The 25885-nt window shown below is 52.4% G+C and carries 25 protein-coding genes; 15 read left to right on the top strand and 10 right to left on the bottom strand.

What is annotated here, in order from left to right; all coding sequences use genetic code 11:
• Window positions 1–221 precede the first annotated feature (221 nt).
• Window positions 222–1034, bottom strand: coding sequence for a dienelactone hydrolase family protein (locus AACU19_RS06830; RefSeq protein ID WP_105278845.1), 813 nt, complete (start codon window positions 1032–1034; stop codon window positions 222–224).
• A 261-nt stretch (window positions 1035–1295) separates the two neighbouring features.
• On the opposite strand from AACU19_RS06830, the gene udp reads away from it, so the two are divergent.
• Window positions 1296–2060: a uridine phosphorylase gene (udp, locus tag AACU19_RS06825; RefSeq protein WP_000045178.1), complete on the top strand. Its 765-nt coding sequence runs from the start codon at window positions 1296–1298 to the stop codon at window positions 2058–2060.
• A gap of 210 nt (window positions 2061–2270) precedes the next feature.
• Here the strand turns inward: udp and AACU19_RS06820 are convergent, their stop codons facing one another.
• From AACU19_RS06820 to AACU19_RS06795, 6 genes are read right to left on the bottom strand one after another with little or no spacing between them, the layout of a single operon-like run.
• The gene (locus AACU19_RS06820; RefSeq protein ID WP_105278844.1) at window positions 2271–3761 is read right to left on the bottom strand and encodes a tripartite tricarboxylate transporter permease; all 1491 of its coding nucleotides are present in this window, start codon (window positions 3759–3761) and stop codon (window positions 2271–2273) included.
• 12 nt (window positions 3762–3773) lie between these two features.
• Entirely contained in the window at window positions 3774–4280 is a 507-nt protein-coding gene (locus tag AACU19_RS06815) for a tripartite tricarboxylate transporter TctB family protein (RefSeq protein ID WP_105278843.1), read from the bottom strand.
• 16 nt (window positions 4281–4296) lie between these two features.
• Window positions 4297–5271 carry a Bug family tripartite tricarboxylate transporter substrate binding protein gene (locus AACU19_RS06810; RefSeq protein ID WP_000589812.1) on the bottom strand — a complete coding sequence of 325 codons (975 nt, stop codon included), beginning with the start codon at window positions 5269–5271 and terminating at the stop codon, window positions 4297–4299.
• A 24-nt stretch (window positions 5272–5295) separates the two neighbouring features.
• The gene (locus AACU19_RS06805) at window positions 5296–5925 is read right to left on the bottom strand and encodes a 2-dehydro-3-deoxy-6-phosphogalactonate aldolase (RefSeq protein WP_105278842.1); all 630 of its coding nucleotides are present in this window, start codon (window positions 5923–5925) and stop codon (window positions 5296–5298) included.
• The gene (locus AACU19_RS06800) at window positions 5915–6919 is read right to left on the bottom strand and encodes a 2-dehydro-3-deoxygalactonokinase (RefSeq protein WP_105278841.1); all 1005 of its coding nucleotides are present in this window, start codon (window positions 6917–6919) and stop codon (window positions 5915–5917) included. The genes AACU19_RS06805 and AACU19_RS06800 overlap by 11 nt, the downstream gene beginning before the upstream one ends.
• A 23-nt stretch (window positions 6920–6942) precedes the next feature.
• Window positions 6943–7710 carry an IclR family transcriptional regulator gene (locus AACU19_RS06795; protein ID WP_105277611.1) on the bottom strand — a complete coding sequence of 256 codons (768 nt, stop codon included), beginning with the start codon at window positions 7708–7710 and terminating at the stop codon, window positions 6943–6945.
• Between the two features lie 215 nt (window positions 7711–7925).
• On the opposite strand from AACU19_RS06795, the gene rmuC reads away from it, so the two are divergent.
• The 8 genes from rmuC to tatD all read left to right on the top strand — a co-directional run bounded on the left by rmuC (window position 7926) and on the right by tatD (window position 14929).
• Window positions 7926–9353 carry a DNA recombination protein RmuC gene (gene rmuC / locus AACU19_RS06790; protein WP_105278840.1) on the top strand — a complete coding sequence of 476 codons (1428 nt, stop codon included), beginning with the start codon at window positions 7926–7928 and terminating at the stop codon, window positions 9351–9353.
• A 94-nt stretch (window positions 9354–9447) separates the two neighbouring features.
• Entirely contained in the window at window positions 9448–10203 is a 756-nt protein-coding gene (gene ubiE, locus AACU19_RS06785) for a bifunctional demethylmenaquinone methyltransferase/2-methoxy-6-polyprenyl-1,4-benzoquinol methylase UbiE (RefSeq protein ID WP_000227958.1), read from the top strand.
• Between the two features lie 13 nt (window positions 10204–10216).
• Window positions 10217–10822, top strand: a complete 606-nt coding sequence (gene ubiJ / locus AACU19_RS06780) for a ubiquinone biosynthesis protein UbiJ (protein WP_001353703.1) — start codon at window positions 10217–10219, stop codon at window positions 10820–10822.
• The gene (ubiB, locus tag AACU19_RS06775) at window positions 10819–12459 is read left to right on the top strand and encodes a ubiquinone biosynthesis regulatory protein kinase UbiB (RefSeq protein ID WP_105278839.1); all 1641 of its coding nucleotides are present in this window, start codon (window positions 10819–10821) and stop codon (window positions 12457–12459) included. Before ubiJ ends, ubiB begins: the two co-directional genes overlap by 4 nt.
• A 78-nt stretch (window positions 12460–12537) precedes the next feature.
• Window positions 12538–12807: a Sec-independent protein translocase subunit TatA gene (tatA, locus tag AACU19_RS06770; RefSeq protein ID WP_001295260.1), complete on the top strand. Its 270-nt coding sequence runs from the start codon at window positions 12538–12540 to the stop codon at window positions 12805–12807.
• Between the two features lie 3 nt (window positions 12808–12810).
• On the top strand, window positions 12811–13326 hold the full coding sequence (gene tatB / locus AACU19_RS06765; RefSeq protein WP_000459594.1) for a Sec-independent protein translocase protein TatB: 516 nt from the start codon (window positions 12811–12813) through the stop codon (window positions 13324–13326).
• Window positions 13327–13328: 2 nt separating this feature from the next.
• Window positions 13329–14105 (top strand): Sec-independent protein translocase subunit TatC, encoded by a 777-nt coding sequence (gene tatC, locus AACU19_RS06760; protein WP_000109943.1) that lies wholly within the window; start codon window positions 13329–13331, stop codon window positions 14103–14105.
• A gap of 41 nt (window positions 14106–14146) precedes the next feature.
• Window positions 14147–14929: a 3'-5' ssDNA/RNA exonuclease TatD gene (gene tatD / locus AACU19_RS06755; protein WP_010362352.1), complete on the top strand. Its 783-nt coding sequence runs from the start codon at window positions 14147–14149 to the stop codon at window positions 14927–14929.
• Here tatD and rfaH read toward each other — a convergent pair.
• A complete protein-coding gene (gene rfaH / locus AACU19_RS06750; RefSeq protein ID WP_001192396.1) occupies window positions 14926–15414 on the bottom strand; it encodes a transcription/translation regulatory transformer protein RfaH in 489 nt (162 codons plus the stop codon). The two genes, tatD and rfaH, sit on opposite strands and share 4 nt — an antisense overlap.
• A gap of 166 nt (window positions 15415–15580) precedes the next feature.
• Between rfaH and ubiD the strand changes: the two genes are divergently transcribed.
• Together ubiD and fre are read left to right on the top strand one after the other, a co-directional pair.
• Window positions 15581–17074 (top strand): 4-hydroxy-3-polyprenylbenzoate decarboxylase, encoded by a 1494-nt coding sequence (ubiD, locus tag AACU19_RS06745; protein WP_000339804.1) that lies wholly within the window; start codon window positions 15581–15583, stop codon window positions 17072–17074.
• Window positions 17075–17119: 45 nt separating this feature from the next.
• Window positions 17120–17821, top strand: coding sequence for an NAD(P)H-flavin reductase (fre, locus tag AACU19_RS06740; RefSeq protein WP_000209826.1), 702 nt, complete (start codon window positions 17120–17122; stop codon window positions 17819–17821).
• A gap of 290 nt (window positions 17822–18111) precedes the next feature.
• Here fre and fadA read toward each other — a convergent pair whose 3' ends face one another.
• Window positions 18112–19275 carry an acetyl-CoA C-acyltransferase FadA gene (gene fadA / locus AACU19_RS06735; RefSeq protein ID WP_000438749.1) on the bottom strand — a complete coding sequence of 388 codons (1164 nt, stop codon included), beginning with the start codon at window positions 19273–19275 and terminating at the stop codon, window positions 18112–18114.
• Between the two features lie 9 nt (window positions 19276–19284).
• On the bottom strand, window positions 19285–21474 hold the full coding sequence (gene fadB / locus AACU19_RS06730; RefSeq protein ID WP_105271934.1) for a fatty acid oxidation complex subunit alpha FadB: 2190 nt from the start codon (window positions 21472–21474) through the stop codon (window positions 19285–19287).
• 188 nt (window positions 21475–21662) lie between these two features.
• Between fadB and pepQ the strand changes: the two genes are divergently transcribed.
• From pepQ to hemG, 4 genes are read left to right on the top strand one after another with little or no spacing between them, the layout of a single operon-like run.
• Window positions 21663–22994 (top strand): Xaa-Pro dipeptidase, encoded by a 1332-nt coding sequence (pepQ, locus tag AACU19_RS06725; protein ID WP_000444561.1) that lies wholly within the window; start codon window positions 21663–21665, stop codon window positions 22992–22994.
• Window positions 22994–23608, top strand: a complete 615-nt coding sequence (locus AACU19_RS06720; protein ID WP_105278838.1) for an IMPACT family protein — start codon at window positions 22994–22996, stop codon at window positions 23606–23608. The genes pepQ and AACU19_RS06720 overlap by 1 nt, the downstream gene beginning before the upstream one ends.
• A 38-nt stretch (window positions 23609–23646) precedes the next feature.
• Window positions 23647–25098: a Trk system potassium transporter TrkH gene (gene trkH / locus AACU19_RS06715; protein ID WP_000545683.1), complete on the top strand. Its 1452-nt coding sequence runs from the start codon at window positions 23647–23649 to the stop codon at window positions 25096–25098.
• An 11-nt stretch (window positions 25099–25109) separates the two neighbouring features.
• On the top strand, window positions 25110–25655 hold the full coding sequence (gene hemG / locus AACU19_RS06710; RefSeq protein ID WP_032185585.1) for a menaquinone-dependent protoporphyrinogen IX dehydrogenase: 546 nt from the start codon (window positions 25110–25112) through the stop codon (window positions 25653–25655).
• Window positions 25656–25885 lie beyond the last annotated feature (230 nt).

Raw genomic sequence — 25885 nt, 5'->3', positions numbered from 1 at the left:
GATAATAATTAATGTTTGTTTGAGAATGGGAGTTGATGGTAAATCTTTAAGGTGTCTGCCAGTGAAGAGACTCATTTATGACTATGACTTGCCGACTTTCTTAAGGTCAAATAGCGGAGTCGTGCTCTCCAATCAATTCATACTGATTATTTTTTGGGGGACAGAGATGGCAGCAAAACGCATTCGTTCACTCACCATCTCAAATATAGAATAAGAGGAAACTAATTCCGTTTCCCACCATACCGCTTAAACCACTCCAGCATTCGCTGCCAGCCATCTTTCGCAGACTCGGCATGATAGCTCGGGCGATAATCAGCATTAAATGCATGCCCAGCATCCGGGTAGACGATAATCTCTGCTTTCGCATTTGCTGCTCGCAGCGCCTGACGCATGTTTTCGACGCTCTCCTGTGGAATGCTGTTATCCTGGCCGCCATATAAGCCGAGAACTGGCGCGTTAAGATCGGTTGCGATATCAACAGGTTGTTTCGGTGAATTCAGCGACTTATCGCCGGTTAACTTGCCGTACCATGCCACCGCTGCTTTCAGTTGTGGATTATGCGCAGCATACAGCCAGGTGATGCGCCCACCCCAGCAAAATCCGGTGATCATTAAGCGATGAACATCGCCGCCGTTGCGTGACGCCCAACTGGCGACATGATCGAGATCGGCCAGCACCTGCGAGTCAGGCACTTTTGCTACCAGACCGCTAAGCAGCGTAGGGATATCGGCAAAATCATTCGGATCGCCTTCGCGGAAGTAAAGTTCAGGTGCGATAGCCAGATACCCCTCCAGCGCCAGACGGCGACAAATATCGCGGATATGTTCATGCACGCCAAAAATTTCCTGCACTACAATGACCACTGGTAGTAGGCCATCGCTCTGCTTTGGTCTGGCATGGTAAGCAGGCATGTTATCCCCTTGTGAAGGGATAGAGGTGATGCCTGCTACAATCGCGTCATCCGGGGTCTGAACGATGGTCGAAGCGAGAGGTGATGCAGCAGGTGCAAATCCAGATTGTTGTGTTGTTGCCATGGTATTCTCCGTACCCTTATAAAAATGTTGCGCAATGTTAACTATAGTCAGCATGCAACAAATCACATTGCCTGAATCGGCTCATCTTTTATGCAGTCATGCAGAATGAAGAGTGATTTATGTGATTCGCATCACTTTTGCTGGGTAAATTTATGCAACGCATTTGCATCAAGGTGATGAGTGTCACGAAAAAATGTTAAACCCTTCGGTAAAGTGTCTTTTTGCTTCTTCTGACTAAACCGATTCACAGAGGAGTTGTATATGTCCAAGTCTGATGTTTTTCATCTCGGCCTCACTAAAAACGATTTACAAGGGGCTACGCTTGCCATCGTCCCTGGCGACCCGGATCGTGTGGAAAAGATCGCCGCGCTGATGGATAAGCCGGTTAAGCTGGCATCTCACCGCGAATTCACCACCTGGCGTGCAGAGCTGGATGGTAAACCTGTTATCGTCTGCTCTACCGGTATCGGCGGCCCGTCTACCTCTATTGCGGTTGAAGAGCTGGCACAGCTGGGCATTCGCACCTTCCTGCGTATCGGTACAACGGGCGCTATCCAGCCGCATATTAATGTGGGTGATGTCCTGGTTACCACGGCGTCTGTTCGTCTGGATGGCGCGAGCCTGCACTTCGCTCCGCTGGAGTTCCCGGCTGTCGCTGATTTCGAATGTACGACTGCGCTGGTTGAAGCGGCGAAGTCAATTGGTGCAACCACTCACGTTGGCGTGACGGCTTCTTCCGACACCTTCTACCCAGGCCAGGAACGCTACGACACTTACTCTGGTCGTGTTGTGCGCCACTTTAAAGGTTCGATGGAAGAGTGGCAGGCGATGGGCGTAATGAACTATGAAATGGAATCTGCAACCCTGCTGACCATGTGTGCAAGCCAGGGCCTGCGTGCGGGTATGGTGGCGGGCGTTATCGTCAATCGTACCCAGCAAGAGATCCCGAATGCTGAGACGATGAAACAAACCGAAAGCCATGCGGTGAAAATCGTGGTGGAAGCGGCGCGTCGTCTGCTGAAATAAAAAACGCTCCCTGGCTTAGGGGAGCATTCCGATTGTTGTTAACGTGTCCTTTGTTCATACCGGATGCGGCGTGATCGCCTTATCCGGCCTACAAAAGCATGCAAATTCAATATATTGCATTTCTGTGGTAGGCCTGATAAGCGCAGCGCATCAGGCAATTTAGCGTTTGTCATCAGTCTCATACTCCCCAACGTCGGGGAGCGATATCAATTACTGACGCCGTAAGCGCATAATTTTGCGTATTATTGGCGTCAGTAGCGTAAAGGCTGCCAGTGTCAGCAATGCCAGGGTTATCGGTCGGGTATACAGAAAGTCCAGTGAACCCCCTGAAAGCGACAGCGCACGGCGAAAATTACTTTCTGCCATCGGGCCCATAATCAATGCCAGCACTACGGGTGATGCCGGATATCCTCCTTTCTGCATGAAATAGCCCACCACGCCTGCAATCAGCATAATGCCAACATCAAACAGGCTGTTGTTCAGCGCATAAGTCCCGACCACACAAAGTGCGAGGATCATCGGTGTGAGAATATTGCCGGGGATCTTCACCACGTTACCGATGACTTTCAAAGAGAGCAGTCCAAGAACTAGCAGCATGAAGTAACAGAAGATCATGCCGACAAATAACGTATAAACCATATCGCCGTGGTCGGTAAACATCAGCGGGCCTGGTTGCATTCCCTGTAACGTTAACGCGCCCAGCATGATGGCAGTTACCGCATCGCCTGGAATCCCCAGCGTCAGCATAGGTAACAACGCGCCACCTGTGCAGCCATTTGCGCCTGCTTCACAGGAGGCCACCGCTTTAATCTCACCCTTACCAAAGTTTTCTGGTGTCTTACTGAAACGACGAGTTTCGTTATAGGCAACAAAAGCTGCAATATCTGCCCCCGCACCGGGGATCATGCCGATAAAAACCCCTAATCCTGATGAGCGCAAAATGGTTAATGCGATGCGGCGTAGTGTTTGCCAGGGCAGTAACAGACTGCCGATAGCCACCTTCGCCCCCTGACGAATTTGCTGGTTTTGCTCCATAGAGCGGAATGCTTCTGAAGCAGCAAACAGACCAATCATCACCGGGATAAATGGCACATTCATCAGTTCCACAAACCCGCCCGTAAAGCGTGGAAAACCGCCCATCGGATCGAGGCCTATCGTTGCGATCAGTAATCCGCCAACCCCGGCAATCAGCCCTTTAATCAGTGACTCACCGGAAATACTGGCAATAATACTTAGCCCGAAGGTTGCCAGGGCGAAGGACTCCGAGGCACTAAATTTCAACGCCCAACTGGCAAGTACCGGAGAGAGAAACATCAATACGATAATGCTGAGCGTTCCACCGCTAAAAGAAGAGAACGTGGCGGCACTTAACGCCAGCCCGGCTTTTCCCTGCTTCGTCAGCTCATATCCGTCAATGGCGGTGGCAGCGGCGGCAGGCGTACCGGGAATTTTGAGCAAAATTGCGGTGATAGAACCACCATACACACCACCAAAAAAGACACCGCAAATCATCAACAAGCCAGAAACAGGCTCCATGCCGTAGGTGAAAGGCAGCAAAATCGCCACACCCATGGTCGCTGTCAGGCCAGGCAGAGCGCCAATCATAATACCCAGCATCACTCCAAACGTGGCAAACAGCAGCGCCTGAGGATTACTGAGTAATGTCGAAAACCCCTGAGTTAAAAGTACACTTTCAAACATTGCAGGCCCCTGTTATTCGAAAAATGTGCCGACAGGCAATGGCACCTGTAACGCTTCGACAAACAGCAACCAGAGGATTGCCGTTAACAGCAGCGCAATACCCGGTGTGAGTACCCATCGCCTGTAGCCCATCAACGTCATAATGACGATGAGGAAAACAGGAGTAGTAATGAGATAACCGCAGTAGCTCATCGCCACAATATAAAACGCGGTTGCCGCAATTCCTGTTGCCGTTTTCCTGAATGCCGGTTTTTCCTGTGCGTTGGCGCAAGGGACTGGTTTTGCCAGCAAAAGATCGCGTATCACCAGTAAGACAGCGAGCACAATCAGAGCGCAGGCATAGAAAGTAGGGAAGGCACTTGCACCGGGATCCGTTTCAATGGCAGTTGCTGGAAAATCAGCGGCATTAATTATCACCGCGCCAGCAACCACACAAAGTAACAGCGCCACCACCACAGTGGATGAAAGGCGCTTGCGGTGCGGTACGGCGAGTTGAGCAACAGACTGTTTTGTGTTCATCGACCGTACCTCGGGATTATTTTTTCAAGCCCAGCCGAGTCAGCAGCTCGTCAAAGTACTTTTCCTGCTCGTTGATTTGGGTCTGGAAGCTGGCACCATCAAGCCATGCATAGTTGAGATTCAACTTTTGCAGTGCATCCTGGAATGCAGGCTCTTCAGCCGTCTCTTTTGCGGCCTTAGCCAGAACATCCACCACATCCTGCGGCGTTTTTTGCGACACAATCAGGCCGCGCCAGGTGCCGATGGAGAGATCAACGCCTTTCTCTTTTAACGTCGGGACGTCAGGCATGGTTTTCATACGTTCATCCGCCATCACTACCAGTGTCTTCAGCTTGCCGCCTTTCACATGATTGATAACTTCACCTGGGCTTACGGAAACCGCTTCAATATGCCCGCCTAACAGGCCTGTAATGGCAGGGGCTGCGCCGTCATATGGGACATGAGAAAACTTCACGCCCGTTTTGTCTTCCAGTGCAGCTGCCGCCAGATGCCAGATTGCTCCGGTGCCTGAGTTACCAATGCGTACTTTTCCGGGATTCGCTTTGGCGTAAGTCATAAATTCTTCATAGCTATTCCACGGTGCATCGGCACGGACGGTGATAGCCGCAGGATCCGCATTCAGACGGGCAATGGGTTTAAAGTCGCTGGTTTTAAAACGCACCATTCCGAGACTGGGAAGGGTGGTCAGTTCAACCGTGCCTAAACCCATTTTGTAACCGTTAGGGCGGGCAGCGGCGATTTCACTCAGGCCGATAGCGCCGCCACCGCCAGGTTTATTGATAACCCCGATGCTGACGGGTAAATGGTTTTTGGCGGCATCAGCAAAGGCTCGGGCAACCAGGTCCGTACCGCCTCCGGCCGCGTAGGGTACGACTAACTCGATCTGTTTGGTTGGCCAGGAGGCCGCCTGCACAGGCGCAGTGCTGAGGGCAGCGCCGGCAAGAAGTACCATTGCAGCCATTTTTTTCGGTAAGGTAAGATGTTTTATCATTGCTTTTATATCCTTATTTATCAGTTATTTGCTATTTAAATTGTTCCATGCGTTCATAAACAGTACTGCATTTTCATAGACTTGCTCTGGCGTCATGCCGGGGCGATATAGCGCAGAACCGAGGCCAAAGCCGTTTGCGCCGTGGCTCAGATAACGCGCCATTGTGTCTGGAGTGATACCGCCAACCGGTAACATCGGAACGGATTGTGGAATAACCGCACGCCAGGCTTTGGTGACTTCAGGCGTAATTTGTTCAGCCGGGAACAGCTTGATGGCATTGGCGCCATGTTCAATGGCAGCAAAAGCTTCGGTGGGCGTAGCGACGCCAGGCGCACAATACATACCCAGCGCACGGGCATGACGGATCACCGCAGTATCGCAATGCGGCATCACGATAATCTGGCCTCCAGCCTCTTTAACCGCGACGACTTGCTCCACCGAAAGCACCGTTCCGGCTCCGACCAGGCAGTCCTTAGGCAGGGCGTCGCGCAGTAAACTGATACTTTGCAACGGCTCCGGCGAGTTCATGGGAATCTCAATCAGGCGAAATCCAGCGGCATACAGCTTTTCACCGATGGCGACAATCTCATCCGGTTTCACGCCGCGTAAAATGGCGACTAACCCGGTTTTTTGCAAAAGCGTATTAAATGGCATGGGTACATTCCCTGGCGTTGGTGGAGAGTAGCCCGGCAGCGTGGGCGATTCGCCATAACCCCTGTTCAGTGGCATTAGGAATGGCGTGTAGCTGTCTGTCGGGAAAAACGTGGCTGAATGCTTGTGAATAGCGGCTGTTCAGAGTGGCGCTACCGATTAAGGCGATCGGTGTTGTGGCGGGTAAATCACGTAGCAAACTGGATGCCAGACCGCATAATTCATGGCCTATCAGTAATCCTGAAAGGTAATCCCCCTGTGAGGACGGCGTAAGATTACTGGTCAGCAGGCGCGAACGGGTCGAAAACAGCGTCGATAATAATCCGGTCTGATGATGCTCTTGTGCTGCTGTCAGCCCATGGGTGAAGGCATCCCAGTGCGGTTCATCTCCCGAACGCATGGTGGCACCGAGAATCGAATGGCGGGATAAAACATCAAATAACTCGCCAGTCATAAAGGTTCGGAAATCGGTAATGGTGTTGTTTTCAACTACCGCCCATTTCGCATGTGTGCCAGGTAAGCCAATCAGCACAGGCATACCCTGGCGGATCGCGTTTTGCAGGGCCGGTTCCATCGAGATAGCACCGAAGATTTGTGTCTCTTCACCACGCATTACTTCGGGCATTTCACCTTCTTTAATCACGCCAGGAATAATATGCAGCATTGTCTGCTGCTGGTGGATAACAGGCGTCAACTGCTTTGCCAGACCCTCGAGAGTGACCGGGCAAGGTAAATAAGCTGCGGGTTGCCACCCTTGCGCACTGCCGATCATGCCGCAAGCCAGAACCGGGCATGGGGATTGTGCCAGCCAGTCGCCGCAGACACGTAAAAACGTATCGTGGAAAGCGTCCTCACGTGTTGCTGCCTGGGAGGGTAATTTCATGATCCCCCACGGGAATTCACGTTTTTCTTGTGGATTTGGTGAATCGCCAAAACGCCATGCCCGAAGCGATGACGTTCCCCAGTCCAGGGCAATAAATGAGGTGTTTCCCGACATTAGCCGTTTCCTTTAGTCATGGTTTATTTATTTTTGCGGACGTGCTTACCCCAGCCCAGTTCAGCGGATATCTCTTCTGCACAGGATTTGACGTAAGGTGCCAGTTCTTCCAGACGCGCCAGTGACATATACGTAGTGGTACTGGCGACAGAAATAGCCGCCACAATTTCATCCCGGGCGTTGTAAACCGGCGCTGCAACGCAACGGATAGTCGGCTCGTTCTCTTCCAGATCAAAAGCAAAACCACTCGCGGCATAACGACGCATGTTCTGAATAAATGCGCCCAGTTTTGTTTCATCACCACAGGTCTTAAACAGCGTGCGCCACTCTTCTTCTGTTCGGTTGAGGATCAATGCCTTGCCGATGCCGGTGATTGCCAGTGGCATGCGATGGCCTGGGCGTGAGCGCATTTCCAGCCCGCGCTGGCTGTTGATCTTCTCCAGATACAGCACTTCGTCGCCTTCAACGATCCCCAGATGCACGGTGTCCAGGGTGTAACGGGCAAGGCGTTGCAAAACGGGCAGCGCAACTTCGTACAGCGAGGTGCTTTCCAGCGCTCTGGCACCGAATTCGATCAGTTTGGCGCCCAGTTGGTAGCCCTGCGTTGGGACGTGGCGCAGGTAGCGTTGTTCCACCAGAACGGTGACTAAACGATGGGTTGTGCTCCGGGTCGTGCCGGTGAACTCGCCGATACTTTTCAGGTCATGGCAGCCGTTATAAACAGCATTAAGAACCGCGAGCCCGCGTAATAACGTTTGTGCGCCAGCGGTGGTTGAAGAGGTATCTGCCATACGTTTCTCCTGATGATATTGCTGAAGTGTTCCACATAATGACGTGGGGAAAAGGTGATTTATCCCACAATATAAACTACGTCTCATATTGTGGGATAAAATAATAAAAATTAAGGATCGTTTTGCGTAGCGCCTCGCAGGAAACTTCTTTCAAACTGGACGTTTGTACAGCACAATTCTATTTTGTGCGGGTAAGTAATGAGGCTGGAGGCGTTGTGGATATCTCAATCATGGTTTACGCAGTTATTGCGTTGGTGAGCGTGGCGATTGGCTGGCTGATTGCCAGTTATCAGCATGCGCAGCAAAAAGCCGAGCAATTCGCTGAACGTGAAGAGATGGTCGCGGAGTTAAGTGCGGCAAAACAACAAATTACCCAAAGCGAACATTGGCGTGCTGAGTGCGAGTTACTCAATAATGAAGTGCGCAGTCTGCAAAGCATTAACACCTCGCTGGAGGCGGATCTGCGTGAGGTCACCACGCGAATGGAGGCCGTACAGCAACATGCTGACGATAAAATTCGCCAAATGATCAACAGCGAACAGCGCCTCAGTGAGCAGTTTGAAAACCTCGCCAACCGTATTTTCGAGCACAGCAATCGCCGGGTTGATGAGCAAAACCGTCAGAGTCTGAACAGCCTGTTGTCGCCACTACGTGAACAACTGGACGGTTTTCGTCGTCAGGTTCAGGACAGTTTCGGTAAAGAAGCACAAGAACGCCATACCCTGACTCACGAAATACGCAATCTCCAGCAGCTCAACGCGCAAATGGCCCAGGAAGCGATCAACCTGACGCGTGCGCTGAAAGGCGACAATAAAACCCAGGGCAACTGGGGCGAGGTAGTATTGACGCGTGTGCTGGAGGCTTCCGGTCTGCGTGAAGGGTATGAATATGAAACCCAGGTCAGCATCGAAAATGACGCCCGCTCGCGGATGCAGCCGGATGTCATCGTGCGGCTGCCGCAGGGCAAAGATGTGGTGATCGACGCCAAAATGACGCTGGTTGCCTATGAACGTTATTTCAACGCTGAAGATGACTACACACGTGAAAGCGCGCTACAGGAACATATCGCGTCTTTGCGTAACCACATCCGCTTGCTGGGGCGTAAAGATTATCAACAGCTGCCGGGGCTACGAACGCTGGATTACGTGCTGATGTTTATCCCTGTTGAGCCCGCATTTTTACTGGCGCTTGACCGCCAGCCGGAGCTGATCACCGAAGCGTTGAAAAACAATATTATGCTGGTTAGCCCGACCACGCTGCTGGTGGCGCTGCGCACTATCGCCAACCTCTGGCGCTATGAGCATCAAAGCCGCAACGCTCAGAAAATAGCCGATCGTGCCAGCAAGTTGTACGACAAAATGCGCTTGTTTGTCGATGATATGTCCGCGATTGGTCAAAGTCTGGACAAAGCACAGGACAACTATCGTCAGGCAATGAAAAAACTCTCTTCAGGTCGCGGAAATGTGCTGGCGCAAGCAGAAGCGTTTCGCGGTTTAGGAGTAGAAATTAAACGCGAGATTAATCCGGATTTGGCTGAACAAGCGGTGAGCCAGGATGAAGAGTATCGACTGCGGTCGGTACCGGAGCAGCCGAATGATGAAGCTTATCAACGCGATGATGAATATAATCAGCAGTCGCGCTAGCCCATTGGGGGTAGTTAAGCCGGGTAGAAATCTAGGGCATCGACGCCCAATCTGTTACACTTCTGGAACAATTTTTTGATGAGCAGGCATTGAGATGGTGGATAAGTCACAAGAAACGACGCACTTTGGTTTTCAGACCGTCGCGAAGGAACAAAAAGCGGATATGGTCGCCCACGTTTTCCATTCCGTGGCATCGAAATACGATGTCATGAATGATTTGATGTCTTTTGGCATACATCGTTTGTGGAAACGCTTCACGATTGATTGCAGTGGCGTACGCCGCGGGCAGACCGTGCTGGATCTGGCAGGCGGTACTGGCGACCTGACAGCGAAATTCTCCCGCCTGGTGGGTGAAACTGGCAAAGTGGTCCTTGCTGATATCAATGAATCCATGCTCAAAATGGGCCGCGAGAAGCTGCGTAATATTGGTGTGATTGGCAACGTTGAGTATGTTCAGGCGAACGCTGAGGCGCTGCCGTTCCCGGATAACACCTTTGATTGCATCACCATTTCGTTTGGTCTGCGTAACGTCACTGACAAAGATAAAGCTCTGCGTTCAATGTATCGCGTTCTGAAACCTGGCGGCCGACTGCTGGTGCTTGAGTTCTCGAAGCCGATTATCGAGCCGTTAAGTAAGGCCTATGACGCTTACTCCTTCCATGTGCTGCCGCGTATTGGCTCACTGGTCGCGAACGACGCTGACAGCTACCGTTATCTTGCTGAATCTATCCGCATGCATCCCGATCAGGACACCCTGAAAGCTATGATGCAGGATGCTGGATTCGAAAGTGTCGACTATTACAACCTGACGGCAGGGGTTGTGGCGCTGCATCGTGGTTATAAGTTCTGACAGGAGACCGGAAATGCCTTTTAAACCTTTAGTGACGGCAGGAATTGAAAGTCTGCTCAACACCTTCCTGTATCGTTCACCCGCGCTGAAAACGGCCCGCTCGCGTCTGCTGGGTAAAGTTTTGCGCGTGGAGGTAAAAGGCTTTTCGACGTCATTGATTCTGGTGTTCAGCGAACGCCAGGTCGATGTGCTGGGCGAATGGGCAGGAGATGCTGACTGCACCGTTATCGCCTACGCCAGCGTGTTGCCGAAACTTCGCGATCGCCAGCAGCTTGCTGCGTTAATTCGCAGCGGTGAGCTGGAAGTACAGGGCGATATTCAGGTGGTGCAAAACTTCGTTGCGCTGGCAGATCTGGCAGAGTTCGACCCTGCGGAACTGCTGGCCCCTTATACCGGTGATATCGCCGCTGAAGGTATCAGCAAAGCCATGCGCGGAGGCGCAAAGTTCCTGCATCACAGCATTAAGCGCCAGCAACGTTATGTGGCAGAAGCCATTACTGAAGAGTGGCGTATGGCACCTGGTCCGCTTGAAGTGGCCTGGTTTGCGGAAGAGACGGCTGCCGTCGAGCGTGCTGTTGATGCCCTGACCAAACGGCTGGAAAAACTGGAGGCTAAATGACGACAGGTGAAGTACGGCGCCTATATTTCATCATTCGCACTTTTTTAAGCTACGGACTTGATGAACTGATCCCCAAAATGCGTATCACCCTGCCGCTACGGCTATGGCGATACTCATTATTCTGGATGCCAAATCGGCATAAAGACAAACCTTTAGGTGAGCGGCTACGACTGGCCCTGCAAGAACTGGGACCAGTGTGGATCAAGTTCGGGCAGATGCTGTCTACCCGCCGCGACCTTTTTCCTCCGCATATTGCCGATCAGCTGGCGTTATTGCAGGACAAAGTTGCTCCGTTTGATGGCAAGCTTGCGAAGCAACAGATTGAAGCTGCAATGGGCGGTTTGCCGGTAGAAGCGTGGTTTGACGATTTTGAAATCAAGCCGCTGGCGTCGGCTTCTATTGCTCAGGTTCATACCGCACGATTGAAATCGAATGGCAAAGAGGTGGTGATTAAAGTTATCCGCCCGGATATTTTGCCGGTGATTAAAGCGGATCTGAAACTTATCTACCGTCTGGCTCGCTGGGTGCCGCGTTTGCTGCCGGATGGTCGCCGTCTGCGCCCAACCGAAGTGGTGCGCGAGTACGAAAAGACATTGATTGATGAACTGAATTTGCTGCGGGAATCTGCCAACGCCATTCAGCTTCGGCGCAATTTTGAAGACAGCCCAATGCTCTACATCCCGGAAGTTTACCCTGACTATTGTAGTGAAGGGATGATGGTGATGGAGCGCATTTACGGCATTCCGGTTTCAGATGTCGCGGCGCTGGAGAAAAACGGCACCAACATGAAGTTGCTGGCAGAACGCGGCGTGCAGGTGTTCTTCACTCAGGTCTTTCGCGACAGTTTTTTCCATGCCGATATGCACCCTGGCAACATCTTCGTAAGCTATGAACACCCGGAAAACCCGAAATATATCGGCATTGATTGCGGGATTGTCGGCTCGCTAAACAAAGAAGATAAACGCTATCTGGCGGAAAACTTTATCGCCTTCTTTAATCGCGACTATCGCAAAGTGGCAGAGCTACACGTCGATTCTGGCTGGGTGCCGCCAGATACCAACGTTGAAGAGTTCGAATTTGCCATTCGTACGGTCTGTGAACCTATCTTTGAGAAACCGCTGGCCGAAATTTCGTTTGGACATGTACTGTTAAATCTGTTTAATACGGCGCGTCGCTTCAATATGGAAGTGCAGCCGCAACTGGTGTTACTCCAGAAAACCCTGCTCTACGTCGAAGGGGTAGGTCGCCAGCTTTATCCGCAGCTCGATTTATGGAAAACGGCGAAGCCTTTCCTGGAGTCGTGGATTAAAGATCAGGTCGGTATTCCTGCGCTGGTGAGAGCATTTAAAGAAAAAGCGCCGTTCTGGGTCGAAAAAATGCCAGAACTGCCTGAACTGGTTTACGACAGTTTGCGCCAGGGCAAGTATTTACAGCACAGTGTTGATAAGATTGCCCGCGAGCTTCAGTCAAATCATGTACGTCAGGGACAATCGCGTTATTTTCTCGGAATTGGCGCTACGTTAGTATTAAGCGGCACATTCTTGTTGGTCAGCCGCCCTGAATGGGGGTTGATGCCCGGCTGGTTAATGGCAGGTGGTCTGATCGCCTGGTTTGTCGGTTGGCGCAAAACACGCTGATTTTTTCATCGCTCAAGGCGGGCCGTGTAACGTATAATGCGGCCTTGTTTAATCATCATCTACCACAGAGGAACATGTATGGGTGGTATCAGTATTTGGCAGTTATTGATTATTGCCGTCATCGTTGTACTGCTTTTTGGCACCAAAAAGCTCGGCTCCATCGGTTCCGATCTTGGTGCGTCGATCAAAGGCTTTAAAAAAGCAATGAGCGATGATGAACCAAAGCAGGATAAAACCAGTCAGGATGCTGATTTTACTGCCAAAACTATCGCCGATAAGCAGGCGGATACGAATCAGGAACAGGCTAAAACAGAAGACGCGAAGCGCCACGATAAAGAGCAGGTGTAATCCGTGTTTGATATCGGTTTTAGCGAACTGCTATTGGTGTTCATCATCGGCCTCGTCGTTCTGGGGCCGCAACGACTGCCTGTGGCGGTAAAAACGGTAGCGGGCTGGATTCGCGCGTTGCGTTCACTGGCGACAACGGTGCAGAACGAACTGACCCAGGAGTTAAAACTCCAGGAGTTTCAGGACAGCCTGAAAAAGGTTGAAAAGGCGAGCCTCACTAACCTGACGCCCGAACTGAAAGCGTCGATGGATGAACTACGCCAGGCCGCGGAGTCGATGAAGCGTTCCTACGTTGCAAACGATCCTGAAAAGGCGAGCGATGAAGCGCACACCATCCATAATCCGGTGGTGAAAGATAATGAAGCTGCGCATGAAGGCGTAACGCCTGCCGCTGCACAAACGCAGGCCAGTTCGCCGGAACAGAAGCCAGAAACCACGCCAGAGCCGGTGGTAAAACCTGCTGCGGACGCTGAACCGAAAACCGCTGCACCTTCCCCTTCGTCGAGTGATAAACCGTAAACATGTCTGTAGAAGATACTCAACCGCTTATCACGCATCTGATTGAGCTGCGTAAGCGTCTGCTGAACTGCATTATCGCGGTGATCGTGATATTCCTGTGTCTGGTCTATTTCGCCAATGACATCTATCACCTGGTATCCGCGCCATTGATCAAGCAGTTGCCGCAAGGTTCAACGATGATCGCCACCGACGTGGCCTCACCGTTCTTTACGCCGATCAAGCTGACCTTTATGGTGTCGCTGATTCTATCAGCGCCGGTGATTCTCTATCAGGTGTGGGCGTTTATCGCCCCAGCATTGTATAAGCATGAACGTCGCCTGGTGGTGCCGCTGCTGGTTTCCAGCTCTCTGTTGTTTTATATCGGCATGGCGTTCGCCTACTTTGTGGTCTTTCCTCTGGCATTTGGCTTCCTTGCCAATACCGCGCCGGAAGGGGTACAGGTATCCACCGACATCGCCAGCTATTTAAGCTTCGTTATGGCGCTGTTTATGGCGTTTGGTGTCTCCTTTGAAGTGCCGGTGGCAATTGTGCTGCTGTGCTGGATGGGAATTACCTCGCCAGAAGACTTACGCAAAAAACGTCCGTATGTGCTGGTTGGCGCATTTGTTGTCGGGATGCTGCTGACGCCGCCGGATGTCTTCTCGCAAACGCTGCTGGCGATCCCGATGTACTGCCTGTTTGAAATCGGTGTCTTCTTCTCACGCTTTTACGTTGGTAAGGGTCGAAACCGGGAAGAGGAAAACGACGCTGAAGCAGAAAGCGAAAAAACTGAAGAATAAATTCAACCGCCCGTCAGGGCGGTTGTCATATGGAGTACAGGATGTTTGATATCGGCGTTAATTTGACCAGTTCGCAATTTGCGAAAGACCGTGATGATGTTGTAGCACGCGCTTTTGACGCAGGAGTTGATGGGCTGCTCATCACTGGCACTAACCTGCACGAAAGCCAGCAGGCACAAAAACTGGCGCGTCAGTATTCATCCTGTTGGTCAACGGCGGGCGTGCATCCTCATGACAGCAGCCAGTGGCAAGCAGCGACCGAAGAAGCGATCATTGAACTGGCCTCGCAGCCAGAAGTGGTGGCGATTGGTGAGTGTGGCCTCGACTTTAACCGCAACTTTTCTACACCAGAAGAACAGGAGCGTGCTTTTGTTGCTCAGCTACGCATTGCTGCAGAATTAAACATGCCGGTATTTATGCACTGTCGCGATGCCCACGATCGGTTTATAACCTTGCTGGAGCCGTGGCTGGATAAACTGCCTGGTGCAGTTCTTCATTGCTTTACCGGTACACGTGAAGAGATGCAGGCGTGCGCGGCGCGTGGAATTTATATCGGCATTACCGGTTGGGTTTGCGATGAACGACGCGGGCTGGAGCTGCGGGAATTGTTGCCGTTGATTCCGGCGGAGAAATTGCTGATCGAAACTGATGCGCCGTATTTGCTCCCGCGCGATCTCACGCCGAAGCCATCATCCCGGCGCAACGAGCCAGCCCATCTGCCCCATATTTTGCAACGTATTGCGCACTGGCGTGGAGAAGATGCCGCATGGCTGGCTGCCACCACGGATGCCAATGTTAAAACACTGTTTGGGATTGCGTTTTAGAGTTTGCGGAACTCGGTGTTCTTCACACTGTGCTTAATCTCTTTATTAATAAGATTAAGCAATAGCATGGAGCGAGCCTCACCGTCGGGTTCGGTGAAAATGGCCTGAAAACCTTCGAACGCGCCTTCGGTAATAATCACCTTATCACCCGGATAAGGGGTTGCCGGATCGACAATGTCTTTCGGTTTATATACCGATAGCTGATGAATCACCGCCGATGGGACTATCGCTGGCGACGCACCAAAGCGCACGAAGTGGCTGACACCGCGGGTCGCGTTGATAGTCGTGGTATGAATGACTTCTGGATCAAATTCCACAAACAGGTAGTTGGGGAACAATGGTTCACTGACTGCAGTACGTTTGCCACGCACGATTTTTTCCAGGGTGATCATCGGTGCCAGGCAATTCACAGCCTGTCTTTCGAGGTGTTCCTGGGCACGTTGAAGTTGCCCGCGCTTGCAGTACAGTAAATACCAGGATTGCATAATGACTCTTATCCGTTTAATCGGGGCGCAAGGATAGCAAAAGCTTTACGCTAAGTTAATTATATTCCCCGGTTTGCGTTATACCGTCAGAGTTCACGCTAATTTAACAAATTTACAGCATCGCAAAGATGAACGCCGTATAATGGGCGCAGATTAAGAGGCTACAATGGATGCCATGAAATATAACGATTTACGCGACTTCCTGACGCTGCTTGAACAGCAGGGTGAGCTAAAACGTATCACGCTCCCGGTGGATCCGCATCTGGAAATCACTGAAATTGCTGACCGCACTTTGCGTGCCGGTGGGCCTGCGTTGTTGTTCGAAAACCCTAAAGGCTACTCAATGCCGGTGCTGTGCAACCTGTTCGGTACGCCAAAGCGCGTGGCGATGGGCATGGGGCAGGAAGATGTTTCGGCGCTGCGTGAAGTGGGTAAATTATTGGCGTTTCTGAAAGAGCCGGAGCCGCCAAAAGGTTTCCGCGACCTGTTTGATAAACTGCCGCAGTTTAAACAAGTATTGAACATGCCGACAAAGCGACTGCGTGGTGCGCCCTGCCAACAAAAAATCGTCTCTGGCGATGACGTCGATCTTAACCGCATTCCCATTATGACCTGCTGGCCGGAAGATGCCGCGCCGCTGATTACCTGGGGGCTGACAGTGACGCGCGGCCCGCATAAAGAGCGGCAGAATCTGGGCATTTATCGCCAGCAGCTGATTGGTAAAAACAAACTGATTATGCGTTGGCTGTCGCATCGCGGCGGCGCGCTAGATTATCAGGAGTGGTGCGCGGCACATCCGGGCGAACGTTTCCCGGTTTCTGTGGCGCTGGGTGCTGATCCCGCAACGATTCTCGGTGCGGTAACGCCCGTTCCGGATACACTTTCAGAATATGCGTTTGCCGGATTGCTGCGCGGCACCAAGACCGAAGTGGTGAAGTGTATCTCCAATGACCTTGAAGTGCCCGCCAGTGCGGAGATTGTGCTGGAAGGGTATATCGAACAAGGCGAAACTGCGCCGGAAGGGCCGTATGGCGACCACACTGGTTACTATAACGAAGTCGATAGTTTCCCGGTATTCACCGTGACGCATATTACCCAGCGTGAAGATGCGATTTACCATTCCACCTATACCGGGCGTCCGCCGGATGAACCTGCTGTGCTGGGTGTCGCACTGAACGAAGTGTTTGTGCCGATTCTGCAAAAACAGTTCCCGGAAATTGTCGATTTTTACCTGCCGCCGGAAGGCTGCTCTTATCGCCTGGCGGTAGTGACGATCAAAAAACAGTACGCCGGACACGCGAAGCGCGTCATGATGGGCGTCTGGTCGTTCTTACGCCAGTTTATGTACACTAAATTTGTGATCGTTTGCGATGATGACGTCAACGCACGCGACTGGAACGATGTGATTTGGGCGATTACCACCCGTATGGACCCGGCGCGGGACACGGTGTTGGTCGAAAATACGCCTATTGATTATCTGGATTTTGCCTCGCCTGTCTCCGGGCTGGGTTCAAAAATGGGGCTGGATGCCACGAATAAATGGCCAGGAGAAACCCAGCGTGAATGGGGACGTCCCATCAAAAAAGATCCGGATGTTGTCGCGCATATTGACGCCATCTGGGATGAACTGGCTATTTTTAACAACGGTAAAAGCGCCTGATGCGCGTTTGTTTTGCCCTATTTATCGATCCGACAGAGAAAGCGCATGACAACCTTAAGCTGTAAAGTGACCTCGGTAGAAGCTATCACGGATACCGTATATCGTGTCCGCATCGTGCCAGACGCGGCCTTTTCTTTTCGTGCTGGTCAGTATTTGATGGTAGTGATGGATGAGCGCGACAAACGTCCGTTTTCAATGGCCTCGACGCCGGATGAAAAAGGTTTCATCGAGCTGCATATTGGCGCTTCTGAAATTAACCTTTACGCGAAAGCCGTTATGGACCGTATTCTCAAAGATCATCAAATCGTGGTCGATATTCCCCACGGAGAAGCGTGGCTGCGCGATGATGAAGAACGTCCGATGATTTTGATTGCGGGCGGTACAGGCTTCTCTTATGCGCGCTCAATCTTGCTGACGGCGCTGGCGCGTAACCCAAACCGTGATATCACCATTTACTGGGGTGGGCGTGAAGAGCAGCATCTTTATGATCTCTGCGAGCTTGAGGCGCTTTCGCTGAAGCATCCTGGTCTGCAAGTGGTGCCGGTGGTTGAACAACCGGAAGCGGGCTGGCGTGGGCGTACTGGCACCGTGTTAACGGCGGTATTGCAAGATCACGGTACCCTGGCAGAGCATGATATCTACATTGCCGGGCGTTTTGAGATGGCGAAAATCGCCCGTGACCTGTTTTGCAGCGAGCGTAATGCGCGGGAAGATCGCCTGTTTGGCGATGCGTTTGCATTTATCTGAGATATAAAAAACCCGCCCCTGACAGGCGGGAAGAACGGCAACTAAAACTTTATACAGTGATACAGTGGCATTTAGATCTATGTCGCATCCGGCAATCGATGCACGATGCCTGATGCGACGCTGGTGCGTCTTATCAGGCCTACATTGGTGCCGGGTCGGTAGGCCGGATAAGGCGTTTACGCCGCATCCGGCAATCGATGCCTGATGCGACGCTGGCGCGTCTTATCAGGCCTACATTAGTGCCGGGTCGGTAGACCGGATAAGGCATTCACGCCGCATCCGGCAAGTGGTTAAACCCGCTCAAATACCGTTGCAATACCCTGACCCAGACCGATACACATCGTCGCCAGACCAAACTGAACGTCTTTGCGTTCCATCAGATTCAGCAGCGTGGTGCTGATACGCGCACCGGAACAACCCAGCGGATGACCCAGCGCGATCGCACCACCATTGAGGTTGATCTTCTCGTCAATCTGCTCCATTAGCCCCAGATCTTTAATACACGGCAGGATCTGCGCGGCAAAAGCTTCATTCATTTCAAACACGCCGATATCGCTGGCAGAAAGCCCCGCTTTTTTCAGCGCCAGCTTCGAGGCTGGAACCGGGCCGTAACCCATAATCGACGGGTCACAACCAACGACCGCCATCGAACGTACGCGGGCGCGTGGCTTAAGACCTAATTCACGGGCGCGGCTTTCACTCATCACCAGCATGGCTGCAGCGCCATCGGAGAGCGCGGAAGACGTACCCGCCGTTACCGTGCCGCTGACTGGATCGAACGCCGGACGCAGCGTGGCGAGGGCTTCCACGGTGGTTTCCGGCCGAATCACTTCGTCGTAATTAAACTGCTTCAGGACGCCGTCGGCATCGTGACCACCGGTCGGGATGATTTCATTTTTAAATGCGCCCGACTGCGTGGCGGCCCAGGCGCGGGCGTGTGATCGCGCGGCAAAGGCATCCTGCATTTCACGGCTGATACCGTGCATACGCGCCAGCATTTCTGCCGTTAAGCCCATCATGCCCGCCGCTTTGGCGACATTGCGACTCAGGCCGGGGTGAAAATCGACGCCGTGACTCATCGGCACATGGCCCATATGCTCCACGCCACCGACCAGACATGCCTGTGCATCGCCAGTCATAATCATCCGTGCTGCGTCATGCAGTGCCTGCATGGATGAACCGCACAAGCGATTGACGGTGACCGCCGGGACAGAATGCGGCACTTCTGCCAACAGCGCCGCGTTACGAGCGATATTAAAACCCTGCTCCAGCGTCTGCTGCACACAACCCCAGTAAATATCATCGAGGGCCGCAGCTTCCAGCGCCGGGTTACGCGCCAGCAGGCTACGCATTAAATGAGCGGAGAGATCTTCCGCACGCACGTTACGAAAAGCACCGCCCTTCGAACGGCCCATCGGGGTACGAATTGCATCGACAATGACAACCTGTTCCATTGTGACTCCTTAAGCCGTTTTCAGGTCGCCAACCGGACGGGCTGGCTCAACCGGGGGATAGTACGGTTCGTTATGACGCGCTTTATTACGCAGACCTTCCGGCACTTCATACAGCGGGCCGAGGTGCTGATATTGCTGTGCCATATCGAGATATTTCGCGCTGCCGAGGGTGTCCAGCCAGCGGAACGCGCCGCCGTGGAACGGAGGGAAGCCCAGGCCGTAGACCAGTGCCATATCGGCTTCTGCCGGAGTGGCGATAATGCCTTCCTCCAGACAACGCACCACTTCGTTGACCATCGGGATCATCATGCGGGCGATAATCTCTTCCTCGCTAAAATCGCGCTTCGGCTGGCTGACTTCTGCCAGCAGGTCGTCAACGGCGGTATCTTCTTCTTTCTTCGGCTTACCTTTGCTGTCTTCTTTATAACGCCAGAAACCAAGGCCGTTCTTCTGACCAAAACGGTTGGCATCAAACAGTGCGTCGATGGCGTCGCGATAATCTTTCTGCATCCGCTGCGGGAAACCTGCTGCCATCACTGCCTGGGCGTGATGCGCGGTATCAATGCCCACGACATCCAGCAGGTATGCCGGACCCATCGGCCAGCCAAACTGTTTTTCCATCACTTTGTCGATCTTGCGGAAGTCTGCGCCGTCGCGCAGTAACTGGCTGAATCCGGCGAAGTAGGGGAACAGCACGCGGTTAACAAAGAAGCCGGGGCAGTCGTTAACCACAATCGGCGTTTTACCCATCTTGCTCGCCCATGCGACAACTTTCGCGATGGTTTCGTCGGAGCTTTTCTCACCGCGAATAATTTCCACCAACGGCATCCGGTGCACTGGGTTAAAGAAATGCATCCCGCAGAAGTTTTCCGGGCGTTCCAGCGCGTTGGCCAGTTCGCTGATAGGAATGGTTGAAGTATTGGAAGCCAGCACGGTATCCGGGCGTACTTTCTGCTCGGTTTCTGCCAGCACGGCTTTTTTCACTTTCGGGTTTTCGACAACCGCTTCTACCACAACGTCCACGCGATCAAACCCGGCGTAGTCGAGCGTTGGATGAATCGTGGAGATCACGCCAGCCAGTTTCAGACCGTCGATCTTGCCGCGCTCAAGCTGCTTGTTCAGCAGTTTCGCGGCTTCGGTCATGCCGAGGGTTAACGACTTGTCGTTGATATCTTTCATGACAACCGGCACGCCTTTCCACGCAGACTGGTAAGCGATGCCGCCGCCCATAATGCCTGCGCCCAGCACAGCGGCCTGTTTCGGGGTTTCAACATCTTTGGTGAGTTTCTTCGCTTTACCTTTTACATATTGATCGTTAAGGAAAATGCCGACCAGTGCGCGAGCTTCGTTGGTATGCGCCAGCGGGACAAAACTTTTGTTTTCCAGATTTAATGCTTCTTCACGACCAAAACGGGCAGCCGCTTCAATGGTTTTTACTGCGGTGATGGGTGCGGGGTAATGTTTCCCTGCTGTTTGTGCGACCATTCCTTTAGCGATGGTGAAGCTCATGGTGGCTTCAATCTTGCTCAGTTTTAGCGGTTCCAGCTTCGGCTGACGTTTCGCTTTCCAGTCGAGGTCGCCGTTAATGGCCTGACGTAAAATCGCCTTCGCGCCTTCAACCAGTTTTTCTGCTTTGACTACGCCATCCACCAGACCGATTTTCAGCGCCTGATCCGCGCCGACATCTTTACCGGCGGCAATGATTTCCAGCGCACTATCAGCACCGAGCATACGTGGCATACGTACAGAACCGCCAAAGCCCGGCATAATGCCCAGTTTGGTTTCCGGCAGACCGATGCGCAGATCTGGCGTCGCCAGACGATAATCGGTCGCCAGCACACATTCGCAGCCACCGCCCAGCGCATAGCCGTTGACGGCAGCAATGGTCGGCACCGGCAGATCTTCCAGGCGATTAAACACGCTATTGGCAAAATGCAGCCACTGGCTTAACTGTTCTTCAGGAACGAGGAACAGGGACAAGAATTCGGTGATATCAGCACCGACGATAAAGGCTGCTTTATTCGAACGCAGCAGCAGCCCTTTTAAATCTGATTGCTGTTCCAGCACGCCGATGGCCTCGCCGAGGCTGGCGACGGTCGCAGTGTCGAGTTTATTAACTGAACCTGGGGCATCAAATACCAGTTCGGCAATGCCATCTTCCAGCCAGTCAAGGTACAGGGTGTCGCCTTTGTAAAGCATGTCAGTCTCCTGAATCCGCAAGGTGATCTGGTCGTACCAGATGAAATGAAGTGTGTATTTTGTGTTAAAAATATGCAAATAAAAGATTAAATAAATGCCAATCTGATCACGCTCGGCAGAAATCACGCTCTGTATTAACGTTGTGCTAAGATGCGGAGACTTAAGGTCAAAAAACAGAAGGGTAAAAAATGGAATCACTGGCCTCGCTCTATAAAAATCATATAGCTACCTTACAGGAACGGACTCGCGATGCGCTGGCGCGCTTCAAGCTGGATGCGTTACTTATTCACTCCGGCGAACTGTTCAACGTTTTTCTCGACGATCATCCCTATCCGTTTAAAGTGAACCCGCAATTCAAAGCGTGGGTGCCGGTAACTCAGGTGCCAAACTGCTGGCTGCTGGTAGATGGCGTGAACAAGCCGAAACTGTGGTTTTATCTGCCGGTTGATTACTGGCACAACGTCGAACCACTGCCGACCTCCTTCTGGACTGAAGATGTAGAAGTGATCGCGCTGCCGAAAGCCGATGGTATTGGTAGTCTGTTGCCTGCTGCGCGCGGCAATATCGGGTATATCGGCCCGGTGCCGGAACGAGCGCTGCAACTGGGCATTGAGGCCAGCAATATCAACCCGAAAGGGGTGATCGACTACCTGCATTACTATCGCTCCTTCAAAACCGAGTACGAACTGGCCTGTATGCGTGAAGCGCAGAAAATGGCGGTCAACGGTCATCGCGCGGCAGAAGAAGCGTTCCGTTCTGGCATGAGCGAGTTCGATATCAACATTGCCTATCTGACCGCGACCGGTCATCGTGATACCGACGTGCCTTACAGCAACATTGTGGCGCTCAACGAACACGCTGCGGTACTGCATTACACCAAACTCGACCATCAGGCACCGGAAGAGATGCGCAGCTTCCTGCTGGATGCCGGGGCCGAATATAACGGCTATGCGGCTGACCTGACTCGTACCTGGTCGGCAAAAAGCGACAACGACTATGCACAGCTGGTGAAAGACGTAAATGATGAACAACTGGCGCTGATCGCTACCATGAAAGCAGGCGTCAGCTATGTGGATTACCACATCCAGTTCCATCAGCGTATCGCCAAACTGCTGCGTAAACATCAAATCATCACCGATATGAGTGAAGAGGCGATGGTCGAAAATGATCTTACCGGACCGTTTATGCCGCACGGTATCGGCCATCCGCTGGGCCTGCAGGTGCATGACGTGGCCGGTTTTATGCAGGATGATAGCGGTACGCACCTCGCGGCACCGGCAAAATATCCGTACCTGCGCTGCACCCGTATTCTCCAGCCGGGCATGGTCTTAACCATCGAACCGGGTATCTACTTCATCGAATCGCTGCTGGCACCGTGGCGTGAAGGGCAGTTCAGCAAACACTTCAACTGGCAGAAAATTGAAGCACTGAAACCGTTCGGCGGTATTCGTATCGAAGACAACGTGGTGATCCACGAAAACAACGTGGAAAACATGACCCGGGATCTGAAACTGGCGTGATGGAAAGCTGGTTAATTCCTGCGGCACCGGTCACGGTTGTTGAAGAGATCAAAAAAAGCCGCTTCATTACGCTGTTGGCGCATACCGATGGCGTCGAGGCGGCGAAAGCGTTTGTTGAATCGGTGCGGGCAGAGCATCCCGATGCTCGCCACCATTGTGTGGCGTGGGTAGCTGGCGCACCGGATGATTCTCAACAACTGGGTTTCTCTGATGACGGGGAACCGGCGGGAACGGCAGGTAAACCGATGCTCGCCCAACTTATGGGCAGCGGCGTCGGGGAAATTACCGCCGTGGTGGTGCGCTACTACGGCGGCATATTGCTGGGCACCGGTGGGTTAGTGAAAGCGTATGGCGGCGGCGTGAATCAGGCACTGCGCCAGCTAACGACCCAACGCAAGACGCCATTAACCGAATATACTTTGCAATGTGAATATAGTCAGTTGACCGGCATTGAAGCGTTGCTGGGGCAGTGTGGCGGCAAAATGATCAACAGTGATTATCAGGCATTCGTTCTGCTGCGGGTGGCGCTTCCGGCGGCGAAAGTGGCTGAATTTTCCGCAAAGCTGGCGGATTTTAGCCGTGGTTCATTGCAATTGTTAGCGATTGAAGAATAATCCCCACTTCGTTTTGCAGAACTAAGGAAGCGGCAGAGATGCATTTTCGCGCCATTACCCGAATTGTTGGACTACTGGTCATCTTATTTTCAGGGACCATGATTATCCCTGGGCTGGTAGCACTCATCTACCGGGATGGTGCGGGCCGCGCCTTTACCCAGACCTTTTTTGTCGCCCTTGCCATTGGTTCTATGCTGTGGTGGCCGAACCGTAAAGAAAAGGGCGAACTGAAATCCCGTGAAGGGTTTCTGATAGTGGTGCTGTTCTGGACCGTGTTGGGTAGCGTCGGTGCGCTCCCTTTTATCTTTTCGGAAAGCCCAAACCTCACGATTACCGATGCGTTTTTTGAATCTTTCTCCGGTCTGACTACCACGGGGGCCACTACGCTGGTGGGACTGGATACACTTCCTCACGCAATCCTCTTTTATCGCCAGATGCTGCAATGGTTTGGCGGGATGGGGATCATCGTTTTGGCGGTTGCGATACTGCCTATCCTCGGCGTGGGTGGGATGCAGCTCTATCGCGCAGAAATGCCCGGCCCGCTGAAAGATAACAAAATGCGCCCGCGAATTGCGGAAACGGCGAAAACCCTGTGGTTGATTTATGTCTTGCTGACCGTCGCCTGTGCGCTGGCGTTGTGGTTTGCCGGAATGGATGCCTTTGATGCCATCGGCCATAGCTTTGCGACTATCGCTATTGGCGGCTTCTCGACACATGATGCCAGTATCGGTTATTTCGACAGCCCGACTATTAACACTATCATTGCTATCTTCCTGCTGATCTCCGGCTGTAACTACGGTCTGCACTTTTCGCTGTTAAGTGGGCGTAGTCTGAAGGTTTATTGGCGCGATCCGGAATTTCGCATGTTTATCGGCGTACAGTTTACGCTGGTGGTTATTTGTACCCTCGTGCTGTGGTTTCATAATGTCTACAGTTCGGCGCTGATGACAATTAACCAGGCGTTTTTTCAGGTGGTGTCGATGGCGACGACCGCCGGATTTACGACAGATAGCATTGCCCGCTGGCCGCTCTTTTTGCCGGTACTGCTTTTATGTTCAGCATTTATTGGCGGTTGCGCCGGGTCTACGGGCGGTGGCCTGAAAGTGATACGCATTCTGCTGCTGTTTAAGCAGGGGAACCGTGAGCTGAAACGACTGGTGCATCCGAACGCCGTTTACAGCATTAAGCTAGGGAATCGCGCACTGCCGGAACGTATCCTCGAAGCTGTTTGGGGATTTTTCTCTGCCTATGCATTGGTGTTTATTGTCAGTATGCTGGCGATTATCGCCACGGGTGTGGATGACTTTTCTGCCTTTGCCTCGGTTGTTGCGACATTGAATAACCTGGGGCCAGGGCTTGGCGTGGTTGCTGATAACTTTACCAGTATGAACCCGGTGGCTAAATGGATCCTGATTGCCAACATGCTGTTTGGTCGTCTCGAGGTCTTTACATTGCTGGTGCTCTTTACCCCGACTTTCTGGCGTGAATGATGGAGTAATACGTGAAAACATTAATTCTTTTCTCAACAAGGGACGGACAAACGCGCGAGATTGCCTCCTACCTGGCTTCGGAACTGAAAGAACTGGGGATCCAGGCGGATGTCGCCAATGTGCACCGCATTGAAGAACCACAGTGGGAAAACTACGACCGTGTGGTCATTGGTGCTTCTATTCGCTATGGTCACTACCACTCTGCGTTCCAGGAATTTGTCAAAAAGCATGCGACGCGGCTGAATTCGATGCCGAGCGCCTTTTACTCCGTAAACCTGGTGGCGCGTAAACCGGAGAAGCGTACTCCACAGACCAACAGCTACGCGCGGAAGTTTCTGATGAGTTCACAATGGCGTCCCGATCGCTGTGCCGTCATTGCCGGGGCGCTACGTTATCCACGTTACCGCTGGTACGACCGCTTTATGATCAAGCTGATTATGAAGATGTCAGGCGGTGAAACGGATACGCGCAAAGAAGTTGTCTATACCGATTGGCAGCAGGTGGCGAATTTCGCCCGAGAAATCGCCCATTTAACCGACAAACCGACGCTGAAATAAGCATAAAGAGTAAAAAATGCGCGGTCGGAAAATTATTTTAAATTTCCTCTTGTCAGGCCGGAATAACTCCCTATAATGCGCCACCACTGACACGGAACAACGGCAAACACGCCGCCGGGTCAGCGAGATTCTCCTGAGAATCTCGACAGAGAAAAGCAAAAAAATGCTTGACTCTGTAGCGGGAAGGCGTATTATGCACACCCCGCGCCGCTGAGAAAAAGCGAAGCGGC

The organism is Escherichia sp. MOD1-EC4550, from assembly GCF_963876935.1.
In the GTDB taxonomy this organism is placed as follows: Bacteria; Pseudomonadota; Gammaproteobacteria; order Enterobacterales; family Enterobacteriaceae; genus Escherichia; species Escherichia coli_F.
The sequence above is the reverse complement of the archived record's forward strand: the minus strand, read 5'-3'. Positions and strand labels throughout refer to the sequence as shown.